The organism is Nocardia sp. NPDC003726 (assembly GCF_053586955.1).
Genome location: NZ_JBSFNF010000028.1, coordinates 74,232 through 91,443, shown reverse-complemented (window position 1 = coordinate 91,443; position 17,212 = coordinate 74,232). Strand labels below are relative to the sequence as shown.

Below are 17,212 nucleotides of genomic sequence, written 5' to 3'. Positions count from 1 at the left end.
ATACGCTGGGAACCGAAAGACTTGGTCACACTCTCGGTCCTGACCTCGACGCCCACGCCAACCTCCACAATTCTCAGCGAGCTGCCCCACCGGCGGACCCCTGCGACCGTGATCGGTCCCGCAGCGACAAGTTACTCGAAATTCATACGTGATAGTACTGGAACAGGTTACTGTGCACAGCACTCTCGGTCCCCGCTGCGCCCGCCCGAGCGCCGCGGGGACCGGCAGCCGACTACGGGTTCATTTCGAACGCGCCCGCATAACTCATCACCTCGTCGTGCAGGCGTGCGGTTCGCCCGCCGTCGATGATCGGCTTACGCAGCACACTGAGCGCCCAATCCTGCTGGGCCGTGGTCGATGAGGCTTTCGAGAACACTCCCAGCGCGTAGGCGGAGAAGTCACGCACGAATATCTCGAAGATCGAATCCACGATGTCCTCGGACGCTCCGGTGATCTCGGCTTGCTCCAGGATGAGCTGCCCGTAGGGCAGCAGGGTGAACAACTCCCCCACTGCGAGCTGGTAGTCCAGATCTTCGAGCTGGTCGGGGGTGGGCGGCGCCTCCACCGGGAACTGGGTGAATCGCTCGGCTTGTTCGACGAACAACGCCACATTCGGCAGGTGCCGATAACGCGCGTACGCGGGGCGCCAATCCGCGAATCGCACCGCGCCGAGACCCGCCGCGCCCGGTTGCCGGAACAACGATTCGTCGTCGCCGGGATCCCGTCGCACCGGGACCGGCGGCAGATCCGCGGGGTTGAACAGGAAGTTCGGCATGAACTTCAATGTCAAGGCCATATTGACGTGCGCGGTGCCCTCCAGCCGTGGCATCGAATCGATGGTGCCGCGGGCCGTCGAGAAGTAGGAGTCCTTCTCGAAACCCTTGGCGGAGATGACATCCGAGAGTTCGCGGAACACGCGCTCGGCCTCGCGGGTGACCTTCATCTTGCCGATGGAGTTGAACATGACGAAGCGGCGGTCCTCCGGCGTCGAAGAGCGCATATAGTCGATCGCTCGTTCGTGGTAGAGCCGCATGGCGTTCATGCGCACGTAGCTGTCGCTCAGAATCTGCCGCACCTGCGGGAAGTCGGTGACGGGATGCCCGAACAGGATCTTGGCGCTCGCCTGGTTGATCGTCTCGTAGAAACAGTGCTGGACGATCCCCAGCGCGACCATGCCGATGTTGAACTTGCCGCAGTTGACCGCGGCGAGCGCGGAGTCGAATGCCTTGCGGCCCACGTGCAGGACGTCGTCGGCCGAGACGGGGTAGTCCACCAGATCGTAGGCGGAGACGAAGTTCTGGCCGTGGATGACGTTCTTGACCAGCCGGTAGTTCGAATGCTGGCTGTCGGCGATGAACCAGACGTACGCGTCGGCCCCTTCCAGGTCGGTGCGCCTGCCGATGGTGGGCACGATCCTCGCGACGTTGCCGTTGCCGATGTAGTACTTGCTGCCCGTGGCGGTGAATCCACCCGCCCCGTCCGGGGTCAGCAGCATGTCGGTGGCGTAGATGTCGGCGCCATGATCCTTTTCCGACAATCCGAACCCGATGATCCCGCCGCGGTCGAGTTCCTCGGCGGCACGCAGGTGCGCCTTGGCGTTGGCGCTCTGCCAGATGGTGGCGAGGCCGAGCGTCGAAACACCCCACGCGTACCAGTACTGCGATCCATAGAAGCCGGTGATCTCGTTGAACCGGGAGATGAACGCGGTGTCCCAGCGCTTGTCCGGATCCGCGCCCGAGATCGACCGCGGGGTCGCCATGTGGGCGATGATCCGGCTCTCGGCGAGGAACCGCATCCAGTCCTCGTACCACTCCCCCCGGTGCGCGTCGCCGGTGAGCGCCTGTTTGCCCTTCCGCTCGAAGAAGTCGACCACCGACCGCAGCCGAGCCCGCGTGGCTGGATCGAACTCTTCGAACGTCTCGGTTTTCGGGTTGAACAGGGCCATGACGACACCTCTCATACTGATGGCAGGTGCCGTCACTTTAAAACTGATGGCACCTGCCGTCAATCATGCGCCGCGAGCCGCGCGCTCCACTGCGGTCTATCGGCGCCCCTTCGCCGCTGCCTTCCGCCTGCTCCAGCCGAGCCAGGGGCTGTCCCACACGCTCGGCGGCGTGCGTTCGGGGTCCATCAGCCCGTTCTCCGCAAGCGGGCTGTCCTCGTCTTCGACAGTCTGCGGCTCGAATCGCACCAGAGTCCGGCCGTTGCCGCGCAACATCTCGACAGTGCGCAGAAGCGACGACGTCTCGGCGAACACGGCGTCGAAATCCGCGATTGCGGCATCGAGATGTTCGCAGATCAGCTGGCGCCGGATACCGAGGATGGTCTCGCGCAGCAGATCACCGTCCGCGGTGACGGGGGTGACCTCGACCGCCAGGTCGCATTCGGTGTCGAAGCCCATCGAACGGTTGTTGAGGTTCGACGAACCCACCCGCAACAGCCGATCGTCCATCACCAGCACCTTGGCGTGCACGTAGATCGGCGCACCGGCCTCGGTGACGGGGTAGTAGACGCCGAAGCGGTTCTCCACATCGGCGTCCCACAGCACACGCAGTAGGCGGCGGCGGGCCCCGTCCATCGCCTGCTGCTCGAGCCAGCCATCGGCGTGACGCGGCAACACCAGCACGATCTCCGGACCGTTCGGCTCGCGCAACCGCGCGGCGATCGCCTCGGCGATGACGCGCGAGGCCAGATACTGGCTCTCGATGTACAGCGACCGCCTGGCGCCGGCGATCGCCGCCAGATACAACGCCTCGATCTCCCGGACTTCGGCACGGTCGGCGAGTTCCGGGAAGGTCCGCGCGATACCCACCTCCACACACCGCATCGTCGGCTCCAGCCCCTCCGGCCACGGCTTCTCACCGGCGATCTCGTCGATCGCGGCCAATTGCTGCCCCGTCGCCGCCTTCCACCGCGCCCGAGCCAATTCGCCGATCGCCCTCGCCGCGGCGCCGTCGACGGCGGTGGTCGCGTCGTGCCACGGTCCGTACCGGTTGCCGTTCGGCTCGGTTCGGTAGTGGTTGTCGTCGCGATGGTCGCTGGTGTCCCAGCGATCGACGGTCATGTCGATACCACCGCAGAACGCGAGCGCGTCATCGATCACGACGATCTTCTGATGGTGCGCCGAACCGATCGGGTGCGCGCCGTCCATTTCCAGGTGCAACCGCCGATCGGTCATCCAATTGATGACGAAGATCGGTGTCATCCCACGGCCGATCGCCGCGATCGCGCCGACATTCCATTTCAGCAGGTAGATGTCGAGATCAGGCCGCTGCTTCGGCAGCCAGGACAGGAATTTGCCCAGCCGATCGGGCCCTTCGAGGGTCTTCTCCCGGGGTTCGAACTTGATCCGGGTATCGAAATCCCAGCCGATCAGCACAATGCGCTTGCGGGCCTGCAGCATCGCGGACTTGGCGTGGCGGAAATAGTCCGCCGCATCGATGATGCACGCCAGCCGATCGGCCCGTGCGATCTGCCAGCAGGTGTCGCCGGGGATGAGGATTGGTCGCTCGTCGCTCATGTAGTCAGTTCTCCGTCCAGCCGGACACCCGTCCCCGCAGGTGAGCGCTTCAGAGTACTGCGCGTCTATCCAGCGCCGTGGCGGCGACCGCTGAGGTCATCGCACCCGGCGGCCAGCGCGGCGTGCAGCGAATCGCGCACCGCGGTCAGTTCGGCGAGCTTCGCGTCGACCTCAGCCAATTTCGTCGCGGCGCGGGCCTGCAACCCGGCATCGACGCGGCGGCGTTGCCCGCGCCGGGTGGCCGCCAGCAGATCGGCGACTTCGTCGAGCGTGAACCCGAGCCGCTGGGCCGCCTTGGTCACCCGCAGCACGCTCACCGCCTGCTCGGGATACTGACGATGCCCGCCCAGCGTGCGGTCGGGCTCGGCGAGCAGCCCCCGGCGTTCCCGGAATCGGGGGCCGGTGGCGAACCGCTCAGGACCTCGTCGCCTCGATGAGACGCTGCCGCAGCCAGGTCAACGGCGTCGCCGCATCGGGACCGATGGCGTAGAAGGGATAGCTCTGGTGAATGCCGGACTTCAGGAATTCATCGATCTGCTGCCTGCGCTGTTCGTACGCGGCGGTGTTGAGCTGATCGGACAGCAGGCCGAGGCCGCCCGCGGCCAGTGCGTCACCGATGATTTCGGCTGCCTGCCGCTGGTAGTCGTCGATGTTCGCGGGATCCGGATTCGACAGCTGCACGAAGAATCCCGCGATGCGCCCGGCGAAGTCGCCGTCCGGCATCGCGCAGTACAGGTCACCCGCGACGCAGAAGGTGTATGTCCGCGCGGAGAGCCAGCCGAAACCGCCCGGGCGGGGCCCGATCGCGCCCGCGCCGGGAACGGGCGGGCCGATCAGGACGTCGCCGGGTGAGCGACGCGGATCGGAGATCAACCCGACCAGGACGACCCGGTGCGGCGGCACCACCCCGAGGCCGGTGCCGATCTCCGCCGCGAGATCACCTGCCGCATCGGCGCCTTGGCTGTAGCCGAGCAACGCGATCCGGGCGGCTCCGCACGCCTGCGCCATTGCCGAGACCAGCTCGCGCGCTTTGTCGATCGCCTCCTGTTTGGAGCGACCGTACACTTCGCCTTCCCAGGGGAAAGCCGTCGCCGCGTAATGGACATAGTCGACCTGGACGTCCCCGGGCAGATCATTCAGGCTCATCGCGAGCATTCCTTCGCCCGGATCGGTGTTGGACGTCTCCCAGGTGCCGGGAATCGCCACGACATACAACTCCGGGCAGTGCGCCGGTGCGCCATTCGCGACGGACACGACACCGAACGGAATGGTCGTCACCGCCACCGCCGCACACGCGGCGGCCATGGTTTTCCATCGAGTGAACATCGAATACTCCAGGTACTCGTCACCGAGTCCGCGCGATTCGCGCAGTTTCGGTTGAAGGCGGGGAACGAGGGCCGGGTCAGCGGAGCCGGTTCGGCACCGGCGGATCCGTCATGCCGTTCGGGCCGTACCGAGTTCGACCTCTCGCAGATCCGGTCACTTCCGATCGTGACCGCGCGACGGGTTCCGACGCCGCGCGTCGCCTCAGTACATCCATGCCTGCGCCACTCCTCGTCGAGCCGAGCACCGATCGTGCGCACGCAAGGGCGGCCACACGATGCAACGAACAGAATATCCATTAACTTAATGACCGTCCAGCGCGTCGAGTCCGGCTGCTCGGCATCCGGTCGCAAGCATCTGTCCACTGGACGCCGCAGGAACCCGGCGGCATCGGCCATGTCGCACGCCAATCGCCCACCCGCAGCCGCGCAGCTCTCCGACTCAGAAGCAGTTGAATAGTCGGTCACATATCGACACAATCGACCGCACGATGGCGGATGGTTTCGGCCGCGGTGGTCACCGGCTCCGTCGGACCCGGTCGACCGTCGAAAGCCTCCGCGAACCGTTGAACCCATCCAGCGGCGAGGGCAGGAGCAGCCTCGGCAGCCGGGCGATCACCGATAGACGATGCTCTTGGCGCCCACCATGCGCACGAGGCTGAAGATCGGAAGCCCGATCACCAGATGTTCGATTCCGGTGGAGATGCCTATCCAGAGGTCGCTGGACAGCGCCAGTGGGATGATCACCGCCGCGGCGGTGAGGATGCCGACGATCCAGCCGAAGAACAATTCCGGCGACGGAGTACCCAGGCGCAGCAGATACCACAGCACCCCGCCCAGCAGCGCGCAGATGAACGCCACCACGGCGAACCAGTACGCGTCCTGGGCCATCGGGTTCCACACCCCGAACTTGCCGCTCTCGCTCACACGGGTGGCGATGATCTCGATGATCCAGGCACACAGCCACGCCGCCAGCGCGGTCACCACCGCGGCCGCGACGACACCGCCGACGAACATGCCGATATTGACGTCCGGCTCCTGCCGCGGCCGAGGTTGCCTGCCACGAGGTTCGGAGTGCTGATACGCACCCGGCCCGGCATCCTGACCGTACTCGGAGGCCTGGTCCTGGCCGTACGGGGAGGGCTGGCCGTATCCGTGGTCCTGGCCGTATCCGGCGGGCTGCCCGTACCCGCGAGCGGGGCCGCGCCCGGAAGGCTGGCTGTATCCACGATCCTGGCCGTACCCGGGATCACGGTAATCGCCCGGCTGATAACCGGGTTCGTAGCGTGCGGTGTGCTGGTCGCGCGGATCCATGGGATTCAACCGCCGATCACCTCCGTGGAAAGCATGCGTGTGCGTCGAGTGTAGGGCGGGACCGTGACGGCCGCTGGCTCCCTACCCAACTCCGCTGCGCCGGTGGCCGCGCCATGGACATCGGAACGGCCGCACCCGCGCCTCCGCGCTGCGCGAAACTTCAGGCCACGACCGAGCGTTGCGGGACGCCGACGTATGCGCTCAGCGGCCGGATCAGCGCGTTCGATTCGCCTTGTTCGACGATGTGGGCGGTCCAGCCGGTGATGCGGCTCATCACGAAGATCGGCGTGAACGCTTCGATATCGAATCCGAGCAGGTAGTAGGCGGGGCCGGTGGGGAAGTCGAGATTCGGCTCGATGCCGGTGGCCTCGTGCATGGCGCGCTCGACGGCCTCGTACATCCGCACCCATTTCTGGCCGCCGGTCGCCGCGGCGATGTCGAGGAAGGCCTTCTTCATGGTGGGGACCCGGGAGTCACCGTTCTTGTAGACCCGATGGCCGAAGCCCATCACCTTTTCCTTGCGCGCCAGCTTGTCACGCACCCAGTCCCCGGCCAGCGCGGGATCGCCGATCTCCAGCATGTCGTGCATGACGGCTTCGTTCGCTCCGCCGTGCAGTGGCCCCTTCAACGCGCCGATGGCGGCGGTGACGGCGCTGTAGATGTCCGACAGCGTGGAGGTCACGACGCGGGCGGCGAAGGTGGAGGCGTTGAAGCTGTGCTCGGCGTAGAGGATCAACGACATCTCGAACGCTTCGACCAGCTCGCGTGCCGGGACGGTTCCGAAGCACATGTTCAGGAAGTTCTCCGCGTATCCCAGGTGGGAGTGCGGTGCGATCGGGTCGAGACCGTGGCGACGGCGGTGGTCGGCCGCGACGATGGTCGGCAGCACCGCGAACATGCGCAGCGCCTTGGCCCGATTGGCTTTCGCGGAATTGTCGTCTTCGGCCGGGTCCTCGGCGCCCAGATAGCTGATGGCGGTGCGGACCACATCCATCGGGTGGCAGGTGTCGGGCAACTTGGCCACCAGCGACAGCAGTGATCGGTCGGCTCGACGGGAGGCGCGTTCGCGCTGCTGGAACAGCTCCAATTCGGCGTTCGAGGGCAACTCGCCGTACCAGAGCAGATAGGCCACCTGCTCGAAACTGCAGTGGGCGGCCAGGTCCTGCACGGCGTAGCCGCGGTAGGTCAAGGAGTTGGTTTCCGGCACCACCTTCGAGATGGCGGTGGTGTCGACGACGACGCCTGCCAGGCCTTTGCGGATGGCCGGTATCACGGTCTCCGGCATCACTGGTTCCTCTCCAGAGTGAAATCGAATATCGCGGAGTCGAATTCGTTGTATCGCTCGTACCGGAGCAATTCGTAGAGACGCGAACGATGCTGCATGCGATCGAGCAGGCCCCATTGCGTGCCTTGCTCGAAGATCTCCCGCAGTCCCGCTTCGGCGGCGAACATCGCCAATCGCAGTGTGGACACCGGGTAGATCACCGCGTTGTAGCCGATCTTTTCCAGCGTCGACGCGGGAACGAGTTCGGACTTGCCGTATTCGGTCATATTCGCCAGCAAAGGAATCGCCACCGCGGCCCGGAACCTCTCGAAATCGGCGACGGTGCGCAGCGCTTCGGTGAAGACCAGATCCGCGCCGGCCGCGGCGTAGGCTTTCGCCCGATCGATCGCGGCGTCGATGCCTTCGATCCCGGCGGCATCGGTCCGCGCACAGATCACGAAGTTCGGGTCCCGCCGGGCGGACACCGCGGCCCGGAGTCTGCGCACCATCTCCTCGGTCGGCACCACGGCCTTGCCGTCGAGGTGACCGCACCGTTTCGGGTTCACCTGATCCTCGAGGTGACACCCGGCGATTCCGGCGTCTTCGAGGATGGAAACCGTGCGCGCGGCGCTCATCGGTTCCCCGAAGCCGGTGTCGGCGTCGATGAGCACCGGCAGATCGGTCACTCGCGCGACCTGCCGGCCGCGCTCCGACACCTCGGTCAACGTGGTGAGCCCGATATCCGGCAGCGCGAGATCGGCCGAGACCACCGCGCCGGAGACGTAGACGCCTTCGAAGCCGATTTCCTGGATCAGCTTGGCCACCAGAGGATTGAACGCACCCGGGAGACGCTGCAGACGATTCGAGGCAAGCCCCGCGCGGAACGCGGCGCGCTTGTCGGCGGCCGAGGTGGCGGCGGCCAGCAGTCCCGTCATCAGAACAGTCCCTTCGGCAGCTTCGGCGCACGCGCCAGAACGTCATCGGACACGGTGAGATTCAGCTGCGGCAGTTCGTCGGCGGACAACGCGCCCGTACGCTGCGCGATGTCGAGGAAGCGGTCCTGTTCGGCCGGGTCCACCACGCCGTCGGCGAGAGCGCGGAACTTCGCGATGTACTGGTCGCGGGCGAAGGGCCGCGCGCCGAGCGGATGCGCGTCGGCGACCGCCAGCTCGTCGACGATGACTTCACCGCTGTGCAGCGTGACCTCCGCGCGGGCGCCGAACGCCTTCTCCTTCGGGTCGGTCGAGTGATAACGCCGGGTCCACTCCGGGTCCTCGGCGGTGGAGATCTTGCGCCACAGCGCGACGGTGTCGGGCCGCTGCGCGCGCTCGGGGGCGTAGGAGCGTTCGTGATGCCAGACGCCGTCCTGCAAGGCGACGGCGAAGATGTACATGACGGAGTGATCGAGCGTTTCCCGCGACGCCTTCGGGTCGAACTTCTGCGGGTCGTTCGATCCGGTGCCGATCACCACGTGCGTGTGGTGGCTGGTGTACAGCACGATCGAGGCGATCCGATCCAGGTCGCCGATTCGCTCGCGCATCCGGCGAGCCAGATCGATCGGGGCCTGGCTCTGGTATTCGGCGGAATGCTCCTTGGTGTAGGTGTCCAGGATGCCGCGCTTGGGTTCACCCGGGCCTGGCAGCGGCACCGAGTACTCCTTCTCGGGGCCGCCCAGCAGCCAGGCGATGACGCCGTCCTCGCCTTCCCAGATCGGCGCGGGCGCGCCTTCGCCGCGTAAGGCGCGATCGACCGCCTCCACCGCCATTTTCCCGGCGAAAGCCGGCGCGTAGGCCTTCCAACTGGAGATCTCCCCCTTGCGCGACTGCCTGGTCGCGGTGGTGGTGTGCAGTGCCTGGCCGACGGCCTGGTAGATGGTCTCGGTGTCGAGCCCGAGCAGGGTGCCGATACCGGCGGCGGCGGAGGGACCGAGGTGGGCGACATGGTCGATCTTGTGCTCGTGCAGGCAGATCGCCCGCGTCAGATCCACCTGGATCTCGTATCCGGTCGCCAACCCGCGGATCAGATCCCGGCCGCTGCGCCCGGCGTGCTGGGCCACCGCCAGGACCGGCGGGATGTTGTCGCCGGGGTGGGAGTACTCCGCGGCCAGGAACGTGTCGTGGAAGTCCAGTTCGCGCACGGCCACGCCGTTGGCCCACGCCGCCCACTCCGGTGCGTATCGGCCGCCGACGCCGAAGACGGTCGCGCCGGGCCGATACGGGTGTGCCAGCGCCTGGGCGCGCGCGTTGGCCACCGGGCGGCGCGTCACCGACGCCGCCGCGACCGCCGCGTTGTCGATGATCCGGTTGACGATCATCTCCTCGGTCTCCGGCACGACCGCCACCGGATCCGCGGCGACCTCGGCGATCCGCCACGCGAGATGCTCCTCGCGCGGGAAGTGCTCGGCGGAGCGGTGGGTGCGGACGAGGTGATTTTTCACGAGGTGAGCCTCCAGACAACAAATACCGTGTTCTCGAATTCGCACACTACCCATGCGTCTATCGGCCGGAAATCCGTCGCAAATGCGGAGATTTGCGTATTCGATTCAGCGAATTTGTGGAGGTTGCGAAAACCATCGGCGGAACCCGCCCGAGCCGCACAGCGGGTGGCTCCCCTCAACGCGGCGCGCGGCGGTGGCGACCGTCATCCGCACTGCCGAGGCGGACGCGTCACGAGCCTGCCTGCGAGCCCCAGCCGACGTGCAGTTCGTCGCGCATCCGTTCGCGCATGTGCGGGTAGTGGAGTTCGAAGGCCGGGCGTTCGGACCGGATACGAGGGAGTTCGTAGAAGTTGTGGCGGGGAGGCGGGCAGGTCGTTGCCCATTCGAGGGAGTTTCCCGCGCCCCAGGCGTCGTCCACCGTGACCACCTCGCCGTAACGGTAGCTGCGGAACGCGTTCCACACGAACGTGATCATCGAGACGCCCAGGATGAACGAGCCGACGGTCGAGACGGCGTTCAGCGCGGTGAACCCGTCGGTCGGTAGATAGTCGGCGTACCGGCGGGGCATTCCCTCTGCGCCCAGCCAGTGCTGCACGAGAAACGTCGTGTGGAAGCCGACGAAGGTGGTCCAGAAATGCAGCCTGCCGAGGCGTTCGTCCATGTAGCGCCCGGTCATCTTGGGGAACCAGAAATAGATCCCGGCGAAGGTGGCGAAGACGATGGTGCCGAACAGCACGTAATGGAAGTGGGCCACGACGAAATAGCTGTCGTGGATCTGCCAGTCCAACGGCGGGCTCGCGAGGATGACACCGGACAGTCCACCGAACAAGAAGGTGACGATGAAGCCGACGGCGAACAGCATCGGTGTCTCGAAGGTCAGGTTCCCTTTCCACATAGTGCCGATCCAGTTGAAGAATTTCACCCCGGTCGGCACCGCGATCAGGAACGTCATCATCGAGAAGAAGGGCATCAGCACCGCGCCCGTGGCGAACATGTGATGCGCCCATACCGCTGCCGACAGCACGCCGATCGAGATGGTGGCGTACACCAGAGGTCCGTAGCCGAACAGGGGTTTGCGGCTGAAGACGGGAAGGATCTCGCTGATGATCCCGAAGAACGGCAGCGCCACGATGTAGACCTCGGGGTGTCCGAAGAACCAGAACAGATGCTGCCAGAGCACCACCCCACCGGTAGCGGGGTCGTAGATGTGCCCGCCGAGGTGCCGGTCGTAGGCCAGCGCCATCAGGGCGGCGGTGAGGATGGGGAACGCGAGCAGGACCAGGATGCTGGTCACCAGGATGTTCCATCCGAACATGGACATCCGGAACATCGTCATACCGGGCGCACGCAGACACACGATGGTGGTGATCATGTTCACCGCGCCGAGAATGGTGCCCAATCCGGATACGGCCAAGCCCATGATCCACAGATCGGCGCCGGCTCCGGGCGCATGGACGATATCGCTCAGCGGCGTATACGCCGTCCACCCGAAATCAGCGGCTCCGCCCGGAGTGACGAATCCGGACACCACCATCGTCCCTCCGAAGAGAAACAGCCAGAAACTCAGCGCGTTCAAACGTGGAAACGCCACGTCGGGTGCGCCGAGTTGCAGGGGCAGGACCGCGTTGGCGAATCCGAAGACCGTCGGAGTCGCATACAGCAGGAGCATGACGGTGCCGTGGATGGTGAACAACTGGTTGTATTGCTCGGGCGACAGGAACTGCAGGCCCGGCCGCGCCAGTTCCGCGCGCATGAGCAGCGCCATCAGCCCGCCGACCAAGAAGAAGGCGGTGGCGGCGACGAGATACATGATGCCGAGCACCTTCGGGTCGGTCGTGGTGACCACCCGCCACAACACCGCGCCCTTCGCAGCGGTTCGCGCCGGATACGGTTTGGTCGGCGTGAGCTGCGGTGTGAGTGGAAACGACACCTGAGTCATCGCTGCTCCTCATCTCCTGCCGGGGGCTCGGAACCACCCTCCGACGCCGGAGGCGAACCTCCTCCGCCGGGACTGCCGTGGTGGCCGCCGCCCGCGACGGGGGATCGAGACGTTCACCCGCGGCGGCCTGGCACGAATTCTTGGACTTTGGTTTTCGCTCCTTGCGCCACGAGATGCCAGGCGTCCGGGTCGCCGCGAAGAACCGCTTCCGCGGTGGATTTCATCTGCTCCCAGGTGGCGTGCGGCGGGATCGGCGGCACTTCCGGATCGCAGCGCACGTCGAGCACCGTCGGCCGCTCGGCCGACAGCGCCGCTTCCCAGGCGGCCGCGAGGTCGCCGGGATCGTCGACGGCGATGGCGCCGAGACCGTAGGTGCGGGCGAGCTCGGCGTAGGACACCTCCGGCAGCGACTGCGATTCCTCGAATTTCGGCGCGCCGCCCATCGAACGCAGCTCCCACGTCACCTGGTTCAGGTCGTTGTTGTGGAACACGCACACCACCAGCCGCGGATCGCGCCACTGCTCGCGATAACGCCTGATGGTCAGCAACTCGCCCGCGCCGTTCATCTGCATCGCGCCGTCGCCGACGAGCGCGACCACCGGCCGGTCCGGGTGGGCGAACTTCGCGCCGATCGCGTACGGCACACCTGGCCCCATGGTGGCCAGCGTCCCCGACAGCGAGCCCCGCATCCGTCCGCGGAACCGCAGACAGCGCGCGTACCAGTTGGTGGACGACCCGGAGTCCGCGGTGACGATGGCGTCCTCGGGGATGCACCGCGACAGCTCCCACACCACCCGCATGGGGTTGACCGGCTTCGCGTCCAGCATCGACTGGCGTTCGATCGTGTCCCACCAGCGGGTCACGTTGGATTCGATCGTCTCCCGCCAGCTGCGATCGGACTTGTGGCGCAGCAGCGGAAGCAGTTCGGTGAGCGTGCTCTTCGCGTCGCCGACGAGGTTGACCTCGGTGGGGTATCGCATGCCGATCATCGCGCCGTCGATGTCGATCTGCACCGCACGCGCCTGACCGAATTCCGGAAGGAACTGCGAATACGGGAAATTCGATCCGATGATCACCAGGGTGTCGCAGTCGCGCATCAATTCATAGCTGGGCCTGGTGCCGAGCAGCCCGATCGATCCGGTGACGTACGGCAGCTCGTCGGACAGCACATCCTTGCCCAGGAGAGCCTTCGCCACCCCGGCTCCGGTGATCTCGGCCAGCTCCATCACCTGGTCGGCGGCGTCACGAGCGCCTTGCCCGACGAGGATCGCCACCCGCGACCCCGCGTCGATGATCTCGGCGGCCCGTTCGATGCCGGCGCGGTCGGCGGTGACCGTGGCGTGCAGTGCCGCCGGCGGGCTGGAGGGGATCTGTTTGAACGCGTGCTCGGGCGGCTGATAGCGCTCCTCCTGCAGATCGGAGGGGATGATCAGCGCCGTGGGGGCGCGACGGGTCGCCGCGATACGAAACGCGCGGTCCAGCGCGTTGGGCAATTGATCGGGAACGTTGACCTCGACCAGATAGTCCGAAGCGACATCCTTGAACAGGCTCTGCAGATCGACTTCCTGCTGATAGCTGCCGCCCATCGCGCTGCGCGCGGTCTGCCCGACGATCGCTACGACCGGCACGTGATCGAGCTTGGCGTCGTAGAGGCCGTTGAGCAGATGGATCGCACCGGGACCCGACGTAGCGGTGCAGACGCCGACCTCGCCGCTGAACTTCGCATAGCCCACCGCCTGGAAAGCGGCCATCTCCTCGTGGCGGGCCTGGATGAAGGCCGGTTCGTTGCCGGCCCGCCCGAACGCCGCGATCAAGCCGTTGATGCCGTCGCCCGGATAGCCGAACACCTGCCGCACGCCCCAGTCACGCAGCCGTCGCAAGACATAGTCGGCGACCTGGTCAGCCATGTCGTTCTCCTGTCCGCCTTCGAGGTGTCGTCTCCGCGGGCCGATTACCCCGGCGAACAGGCCTCAACCCGGCATACGCGGTCCTCGGGAGGGTATTCGCGCTGTGTTCTCTCCTGTTCCGACGCTCGCCTGCCTGGGCGTGGCCCGCGTCGCGCGGCGCCTGCGTCAGCCCATCGGCGGCGGCGCACCGGTCGGCCTGCCCGCTCGGGGTGAACAACGCGCCGGTCCACCATCGCGGGTCGCGGGCCGAGCGTCCGCCGCCACAGTGGGCGTGGCGCTGACATTTGTCCAAGACCGGCCACAGGCGGTCGTCGTATCGTCTCGCTCATGGGTGATTACGACGTCGAGCAGTCGCACGGAATGCACGTGGTCCACGACGGCCCGCGGCAGGCGGCGCCGCTGTTGCTCGTGCACGGATCGGGCGCCTCCGGTGCCTCGTGGGGCCCGGTGGCCGGGGCACTCGCCGCCCACCATCACGTCATCCGGATCGACCTTCCCGGGTGCGGCCAGTCCCCGCCCGCGTCGTCCTACGACGTGCCCGACCAGGCCGGTCGCTTGGCCGCGCTCCTCGACGACCTCGGGCTGCGGCGGGTCCCGGTGGCCGGACACTCCAGCGGTGGCTTCGTCGCCACCGCGCTCGCCGAACAGCGCCCCGATCTGGTGGGGTCCATCGCGCTGCTCAGCACCGCCCCCGCTCTGGACGCGCTGCTTCCGCAGCCGTTGATCGTCCGCGCCTTGCTCGCCCCGCCCTTCGGACCGCTGCTGTGGCGGAGGCGGTCGGTCGGGCTGGTCCGCAAGGCGATCAGCGCCACGACCGCTCGCCCGGTGGACATTCCGGACGAGATGATCGCCGACCTGAAGAACATGCCTTACTCCGCGTTCCGTGAAGTGTTGCGCCGCAACGGCGCTTACGTCGCGGAGCGGAACGTGCCCGAACGCCTGGCGGCTCTCGACGTCCCCGTTCTGGTGATCTTCGGCGCCGCCGATCCTCGCTATGAGCCGTCGTGCGCGCATCGGTACGAGGCGGTGGCGGGCGCTCGGGTCGAGATGCTGCCCGGCGTCGGTCATCTACCCATGCTCGAAGCGCCCGAGACGACGAGCGAACTGCTGCTGGGCTTCACGGCGACCGCGGCGGACACCCCGTCGATAACCCCCACGGCATAGGCTGGTCAGGTGCTGTCGGTCAGGTCGTCATACGACTGGACTTGGGCGGAGGTGGATGTCGCGGTACCGCGTCCGCCCGATCGGCTGCCGGGCATCAGCATGGCCGGGTTCCGCCAACGGCTGTCCACGCCCGTGGACATCGCCATGATCGCGCACCCGTCCGTCACCCTGATCGTCGACCTGAGCGAAGCGGGCGGGATCGTCTACGACGACCGCGGGCGGCGCCGGCGCGGCAGCTTCGTCGCCGGACTCCTGCCCGGCCCGCTTCGGACCGGCGGATCGAGCGGCGAGTGCCTTCAGATCCGCTTGTCGCCGCCTGCCGCGGCCGCGGCGCTCGGAGCGCCGGTCGATCTCACCGGGACCGTGGCATCCCTGGACGAGGTCTGGGGCCGCGGCGCCTGGCGGATCGAGGAGCGGCTGCGCGCCGCCACCTCCTGGGACGAGCGGTTCACTATCGCGGCCGATGCGCTCGGCCGACGGCTGCGCGACCGTCCATCGGTCGATCCGGAAGTCGCCCACATCTGGCGGCGCACGGTCACCGGCCGGGGGCGGGTACGGGTCGACCGCATGGCGGACGAGGTCGGCTGGAGCCGGCAGCGCCTGTGGTCCCGGTTCCGATCCCAGCTCGGACTCACGCCCAAACGCGCCGCGCAGCTGGTGCGCTTCGACCACGCCGCCCACCTGCTCGCGGCGGGTCACACCGCCGTGAGCGCTGCCGTCCACAGCGGCTACGTCGACCAGTCCCACCTGCACCGCGAGGTCAGGGCGATCGCCGGAGTCACGCCGGCCGCGGTGGCCACCGCGCCCTGGCTGGCGATCGACGACGTAGCGTGGCCTGCCCACACCGCGAGCCTGACGCCACCGCCGACGATCCGCGGTACCCGCACGTCCACGGCTCGGCCGCCGAAACGGTGGCCGAGCCGGTAACCCGTCTCAGTACCCTTCGAGCAGAACCTTCTTCTGCACCTTGCCCATCGCGTTGCGCGGCAGCGCGTCGACGACGCGAACCTCGCGCGGCCGCTTGTGGACCGACAGCGAGCCCGCGACGAAATCGATGAGCGCATCCTCGCCGTGGGCGGCGCCGACGACATAGGCGACGATCCGCTGACCGAGATCGGCGTCGGGCACTCCGACCACGGCTGCCTCCGCGACATCGGGATGCGCCAGCAAGGCCTGCTCCACCTCCCCCGCGCCGATGCGGTAGCCACCGGATTTGATCATGTCCACCGATTCCCGGCCCACGATGCGGTGGAAACCGTCGGAGTCGACGACCGCGATGTCGCCGGTGCGGAACCAGCCGTCCGGGGTTGTCACCTCCGCGGTCTTGGCCGGATTGTTCAGGTATCCGTCGAACAGGGTGGGACTGTGGATCTCCAACTGGCCCAGCGTTTCCCCGTCGTGCGCGACCAGCTCCCCGGTTTCGGAGCGCAGCCGGGTTCGCACGCCGTCGACGGGCACGCCGACCCAGCCCGGCCGCCGTTCACCGTCGAAACGAGTGCTCACCGTGATGAGGGTCTCGGTCATGCCGTAGCGCTCGATCGGGGCGGATCCGGTCAGCTGCTTCAGCTGCTGGAACACCGGCACCGGCAGCGGGGCGCTGCCGGAGACGAGCAGGCGCGCGCGGGACAGCGCCGCGGCCGACGTCGTGTCGGTGCACAGACGCGACCATACGGTCGGCACACCGAAGTACAGCGTCCCGCCTGCGGCGGCGTAACGCTGCGGCGTGGGGCGGCCGGTGTGGATCAGCCGCGACCCGATCCGCAGCGCACCGAGTACGCCCACGATGAGACCGTGGATGTGGAACAGCGGAAGGCCGTGCACCACGACGTCGTCGGCGCTCCACTGCCAGGCTCGCGCGATGCCGTCCAGGTCGGCCGCGATCGCCCGGCGGGAGAGCACAACGCCTTTGGGCGCGCCCGTGGTGCCGGAGGTGTAGATGATCAGCGCCGGGGTCTCGGGGGCCGGTTCCGGGTAACCGGTCGACGAACGCGCCGCCGGATCGGGTGTGATCGTGGGCAACGCGACGTCTTCGCGGGGCTCGCCGATCCAGAACTCGGCCGCGGAATCGGTGAGGATGTGGCGGCGCTCCACGGCCCCGGAATCGGACGGGACCGGCACCGCGGCCACGCCGGCGAGCAGGCAGCCGACCGCGGCGATCACGGTCTCCAGCTCGGCGCGGGCGTCGATGGCCACCGCCGCCGCGCCCGCGATCTCGTCGGCGACCGCGGCGGCCGCGGCCAGCAGATCCTCTCGCGAGATCGAGCGGTCCGCCACGGTGACCACCGGAGCCGACGCGTCCTCCGACGCGAGCAGCAGGGACCTCAGCAGTGGTTCTGGCATCGTTG

General features: G+C 67.4%; 13 protein-coding genes. 2 read left to right on the top strand and 11 right to left on the bottom strand.

Annotated elements, in window-relative coordinates:
* Positions 1 to 232: 232 nt before the first annotated feature.
* The 10 genes from ACWDMM_RS28655 to ACWDMM_RS28610 form a co-directional block, all read right to left on the bottom strand.
* Complete coding sequence (locus ACWDMM_RS28655) at positions 233 to 1,945, bottom strand: acyl-CoA dehydrogenase family protein (protein WP_195083275.1); 1,713 nt, start codon at positions 1,943 to 1,945, stop codon at positions 233 to 235.
* A 96-nt stretch (positions 1,946 to 2,041) separates the two neighbouring features.
* Complete coding sequence (locus ACWDMM_RS28650; RefSeq protein WP_449940406.1) at positions 2,042 to 3,520, bottom strand: phospholipase D-like domain-containing protein; 1,479 nt, start codon at positions 3,518 to 3,520, stop codon at positions 2,042 to 2,044.
* Between the two features lie 65 nt (positions 3,521 to 3,585).
* On the bottom strand, positions 3,586 to 3,894 hold the full coding sequence (locus tag ACWDMM_RS28645) for a MerR family DNA-binding protein (protein ID WP_357111008.1): 309 nt from the start codon (positions 3,892 to 3,894) through the stop codon (positions 3,586 to 3,588).
* 40 nt (positions 3,895 to 3,934) lie between these two features.
* A complete protein-coding gene (locus tag ACWDMM_RS28640; RefSeq protein WP_195083277.1) occupies positions 3,935 to 4,846 on the bottom strand; it encodes a cutinase family protein in 912 nt (303 codons plus the stop codon).
* Between the two features lie 611 nt (positions 4,847 to 5,457).
* Positions 5,458 to 6,165, bottom strand: coding sequence for a DUF6069 family protein (locus ACWDMM_RS28635; protein ID WP_397068457.1), 708 nt, complete (start codon positions 6,163 to 6,165; stop codon positions 5,458 to 5,460).
* Between the two features lie 151 nt (positions 6,166 to 6,316).
* Complete coding sequence (locus ACWDMM_RS28630) at positions 6,317 to 7,441, bottom strand: bifunctional 2-methylcitrate synthase/citrate synthase (protein WP_357110990.1); 1,125 nt, start codon at positions 7,439 to 7,441, stop codon at positions 6,317 to 6,319.
* Positions 7,441 to 8,355 (bottom strand): methylisocitrate lyase, encoded by a 915-nt coding sequence (prpB, locus tag ACWDMM_RS28625; protein WP_357110987.1) that lies wholly within the window; start codon positions 8,353 to 8,355, stop codon positions 7,441 to 7,443. The genes ACWDMM_RS28630 and prpB overlap by 1 nt, the downstream gene beginning before the upstream one ends.
* Positions 8,355 to 9,857 carry a 2-methylcitrate dehydratase PrpD gene (gene prpD, locus ACWDMM_RS28620; protein WP_357110984.1) on the bottom strand — a complete coding sequence of 501 codons (1,503 nt, stop codon included), beginning with the start codon at positions 9,855 to 9,857 and terminating at the stop codon, positions 8,355 to 8,357. Before prpD ends, prpB begins: the two co-directional genes overlap by 1 nt.
* Before the next feature lie 229 nt (positions 9,858 to 10,086).
* Entirely contained in the window at positions 10,087 to 11,796 is a 1,710-nt protein-coding gene (gene ctaD / locus ACWDMM_RS28615) for an aa3-type cytochrome oxidase subunit I (RefSeq protein ID WP_357110981.1), read from the bottom strand.
* A 113-nt stretch (positions 11,797 to 11,909) separates the two neighbouring features.
* On the bottom strand, positions 11,910 to 13,703 hold the full coding sequence (locus tag ACWDMM_RS28610) for a thiamine pyrophosphate-requiring protein (protein ID WP_357110978.1): 1,794 nt from the start codon (positions 13,701 to 13,703) through the stop codon (positions 11,910 to 11,912).
* A 327-nt stretch (positions 13,704 to 14,030) separates the two neighbouring features.
* Between ACWDMM_RS28610 and ACWDMM_RS28605 the strand changes: the two genes are divergently transcribed.
* Entirely contained in the window at positions 14,031 to 14,867 is an 837-nt protein-coding gene (locus ACWDMM_RS28605; RefSeq protein WP_195083284.1) for an alpha/beta fold hydrolase, read from the top strand.
* 9 nt (positions 14,868 to 14,876) lie between these two features.
* A complete protein-coding gene (locus ACWDMM_RS28600) occupies positions 14,877 to 15,794 on the top strand; it encodes a helix-turn-helix domain-containing protein (protein WP_449940398.1) in 918 nt (305 codons plus the stop codon).
* Positions 15,795 to 15,800: 6 nt separating this feature from the next.
* On the opposite strand, the gene ACWDMM_RS28595 is transcribed toward ACWDMM_RS28600, so the two are convergent.
* Positions 15,801 to 17,207: an acyl-CoA synthetase gene (locus ACWDMM_RS28595; protein ID WP_449940396.1), complete on the bottom strand. Its 1,407-nt coding sequence runs from the start codon at positions 17,205 to 17,207 to the stop codon at positions 15,801 to 15,803.
* Positions 17,208 to 17,212: the final 5 nt, after the last annotated feature.

Excerpts from the sequence above, each read along its gene's own strand:
- ACWDMM_RS28655 (WP_195083275.1), bottom strand. The coding sequence starts at position 1,945 with ATGGCCCTGTTCAACCCGAAAACCGAGACGTTCGAAGAGTTCGATCCA.
- ACWDMM_RS28650 (WP_449940406.1), bottom strand. The coding sequence starts at position 3,520 with ATGAGCGACGAGCGACCAATCCTCATCCCCGGCGACACCTGCTGGCAG.
- ACWDMM_RS28640 (WP_195083277.1), bottom strand. The coding sequence starts at position 4,846 with ATGTTCACTCGATGGAAAACCATGGCCGCCGCGTGTGCGGCGGTGGCG.
- ACWDMM_RS28630 (WP_357110990.1), bottom strand. The coding sequence starts at position 7,441 with ATGCCGGAGACCGTGATACCGGCCATCCGCAAAGGCCTGGCAGGCGTC.
- prpB (WP_357110987.1), bottom strand. The coding sequence starts at position 8,355 with ATGACGGGACTGCTGGCCGCCGCCACCTCGGCCGCCGACAAGCGCGCC.
- ctaD (WP_357110981.1), bottom strand. The coding sequence starts at position 11,796 with ATGACTCAGGTGTCGTTTCCACTCACACCGCAGCTCACGCCGACCAAA.
- ACWDMM_RS28610 (WP_357110978.1), bottom strand. The coding sequence starts at position 13,703 with ATGGCTGACCAGGTCGCCGACTATGTCTTGCGACGGCTGCGTGACTGG.
- ACWDMM_RS28605 (WP_195083284.1), top strand. The coding sequence starts at position 14,031 with ATGGGTGATTACGACGTCGAGCAGTCGCACGGAATGCACGTGGTCCAC.
- ACWDMM_RS28595 (WP_449940396.1), bottom strand. The coding sequence starts at position 17,207 with ATGCCAGAACCACTGCTGAGGTCCCTGCTGCTCGCGTCGGAGGACGCG.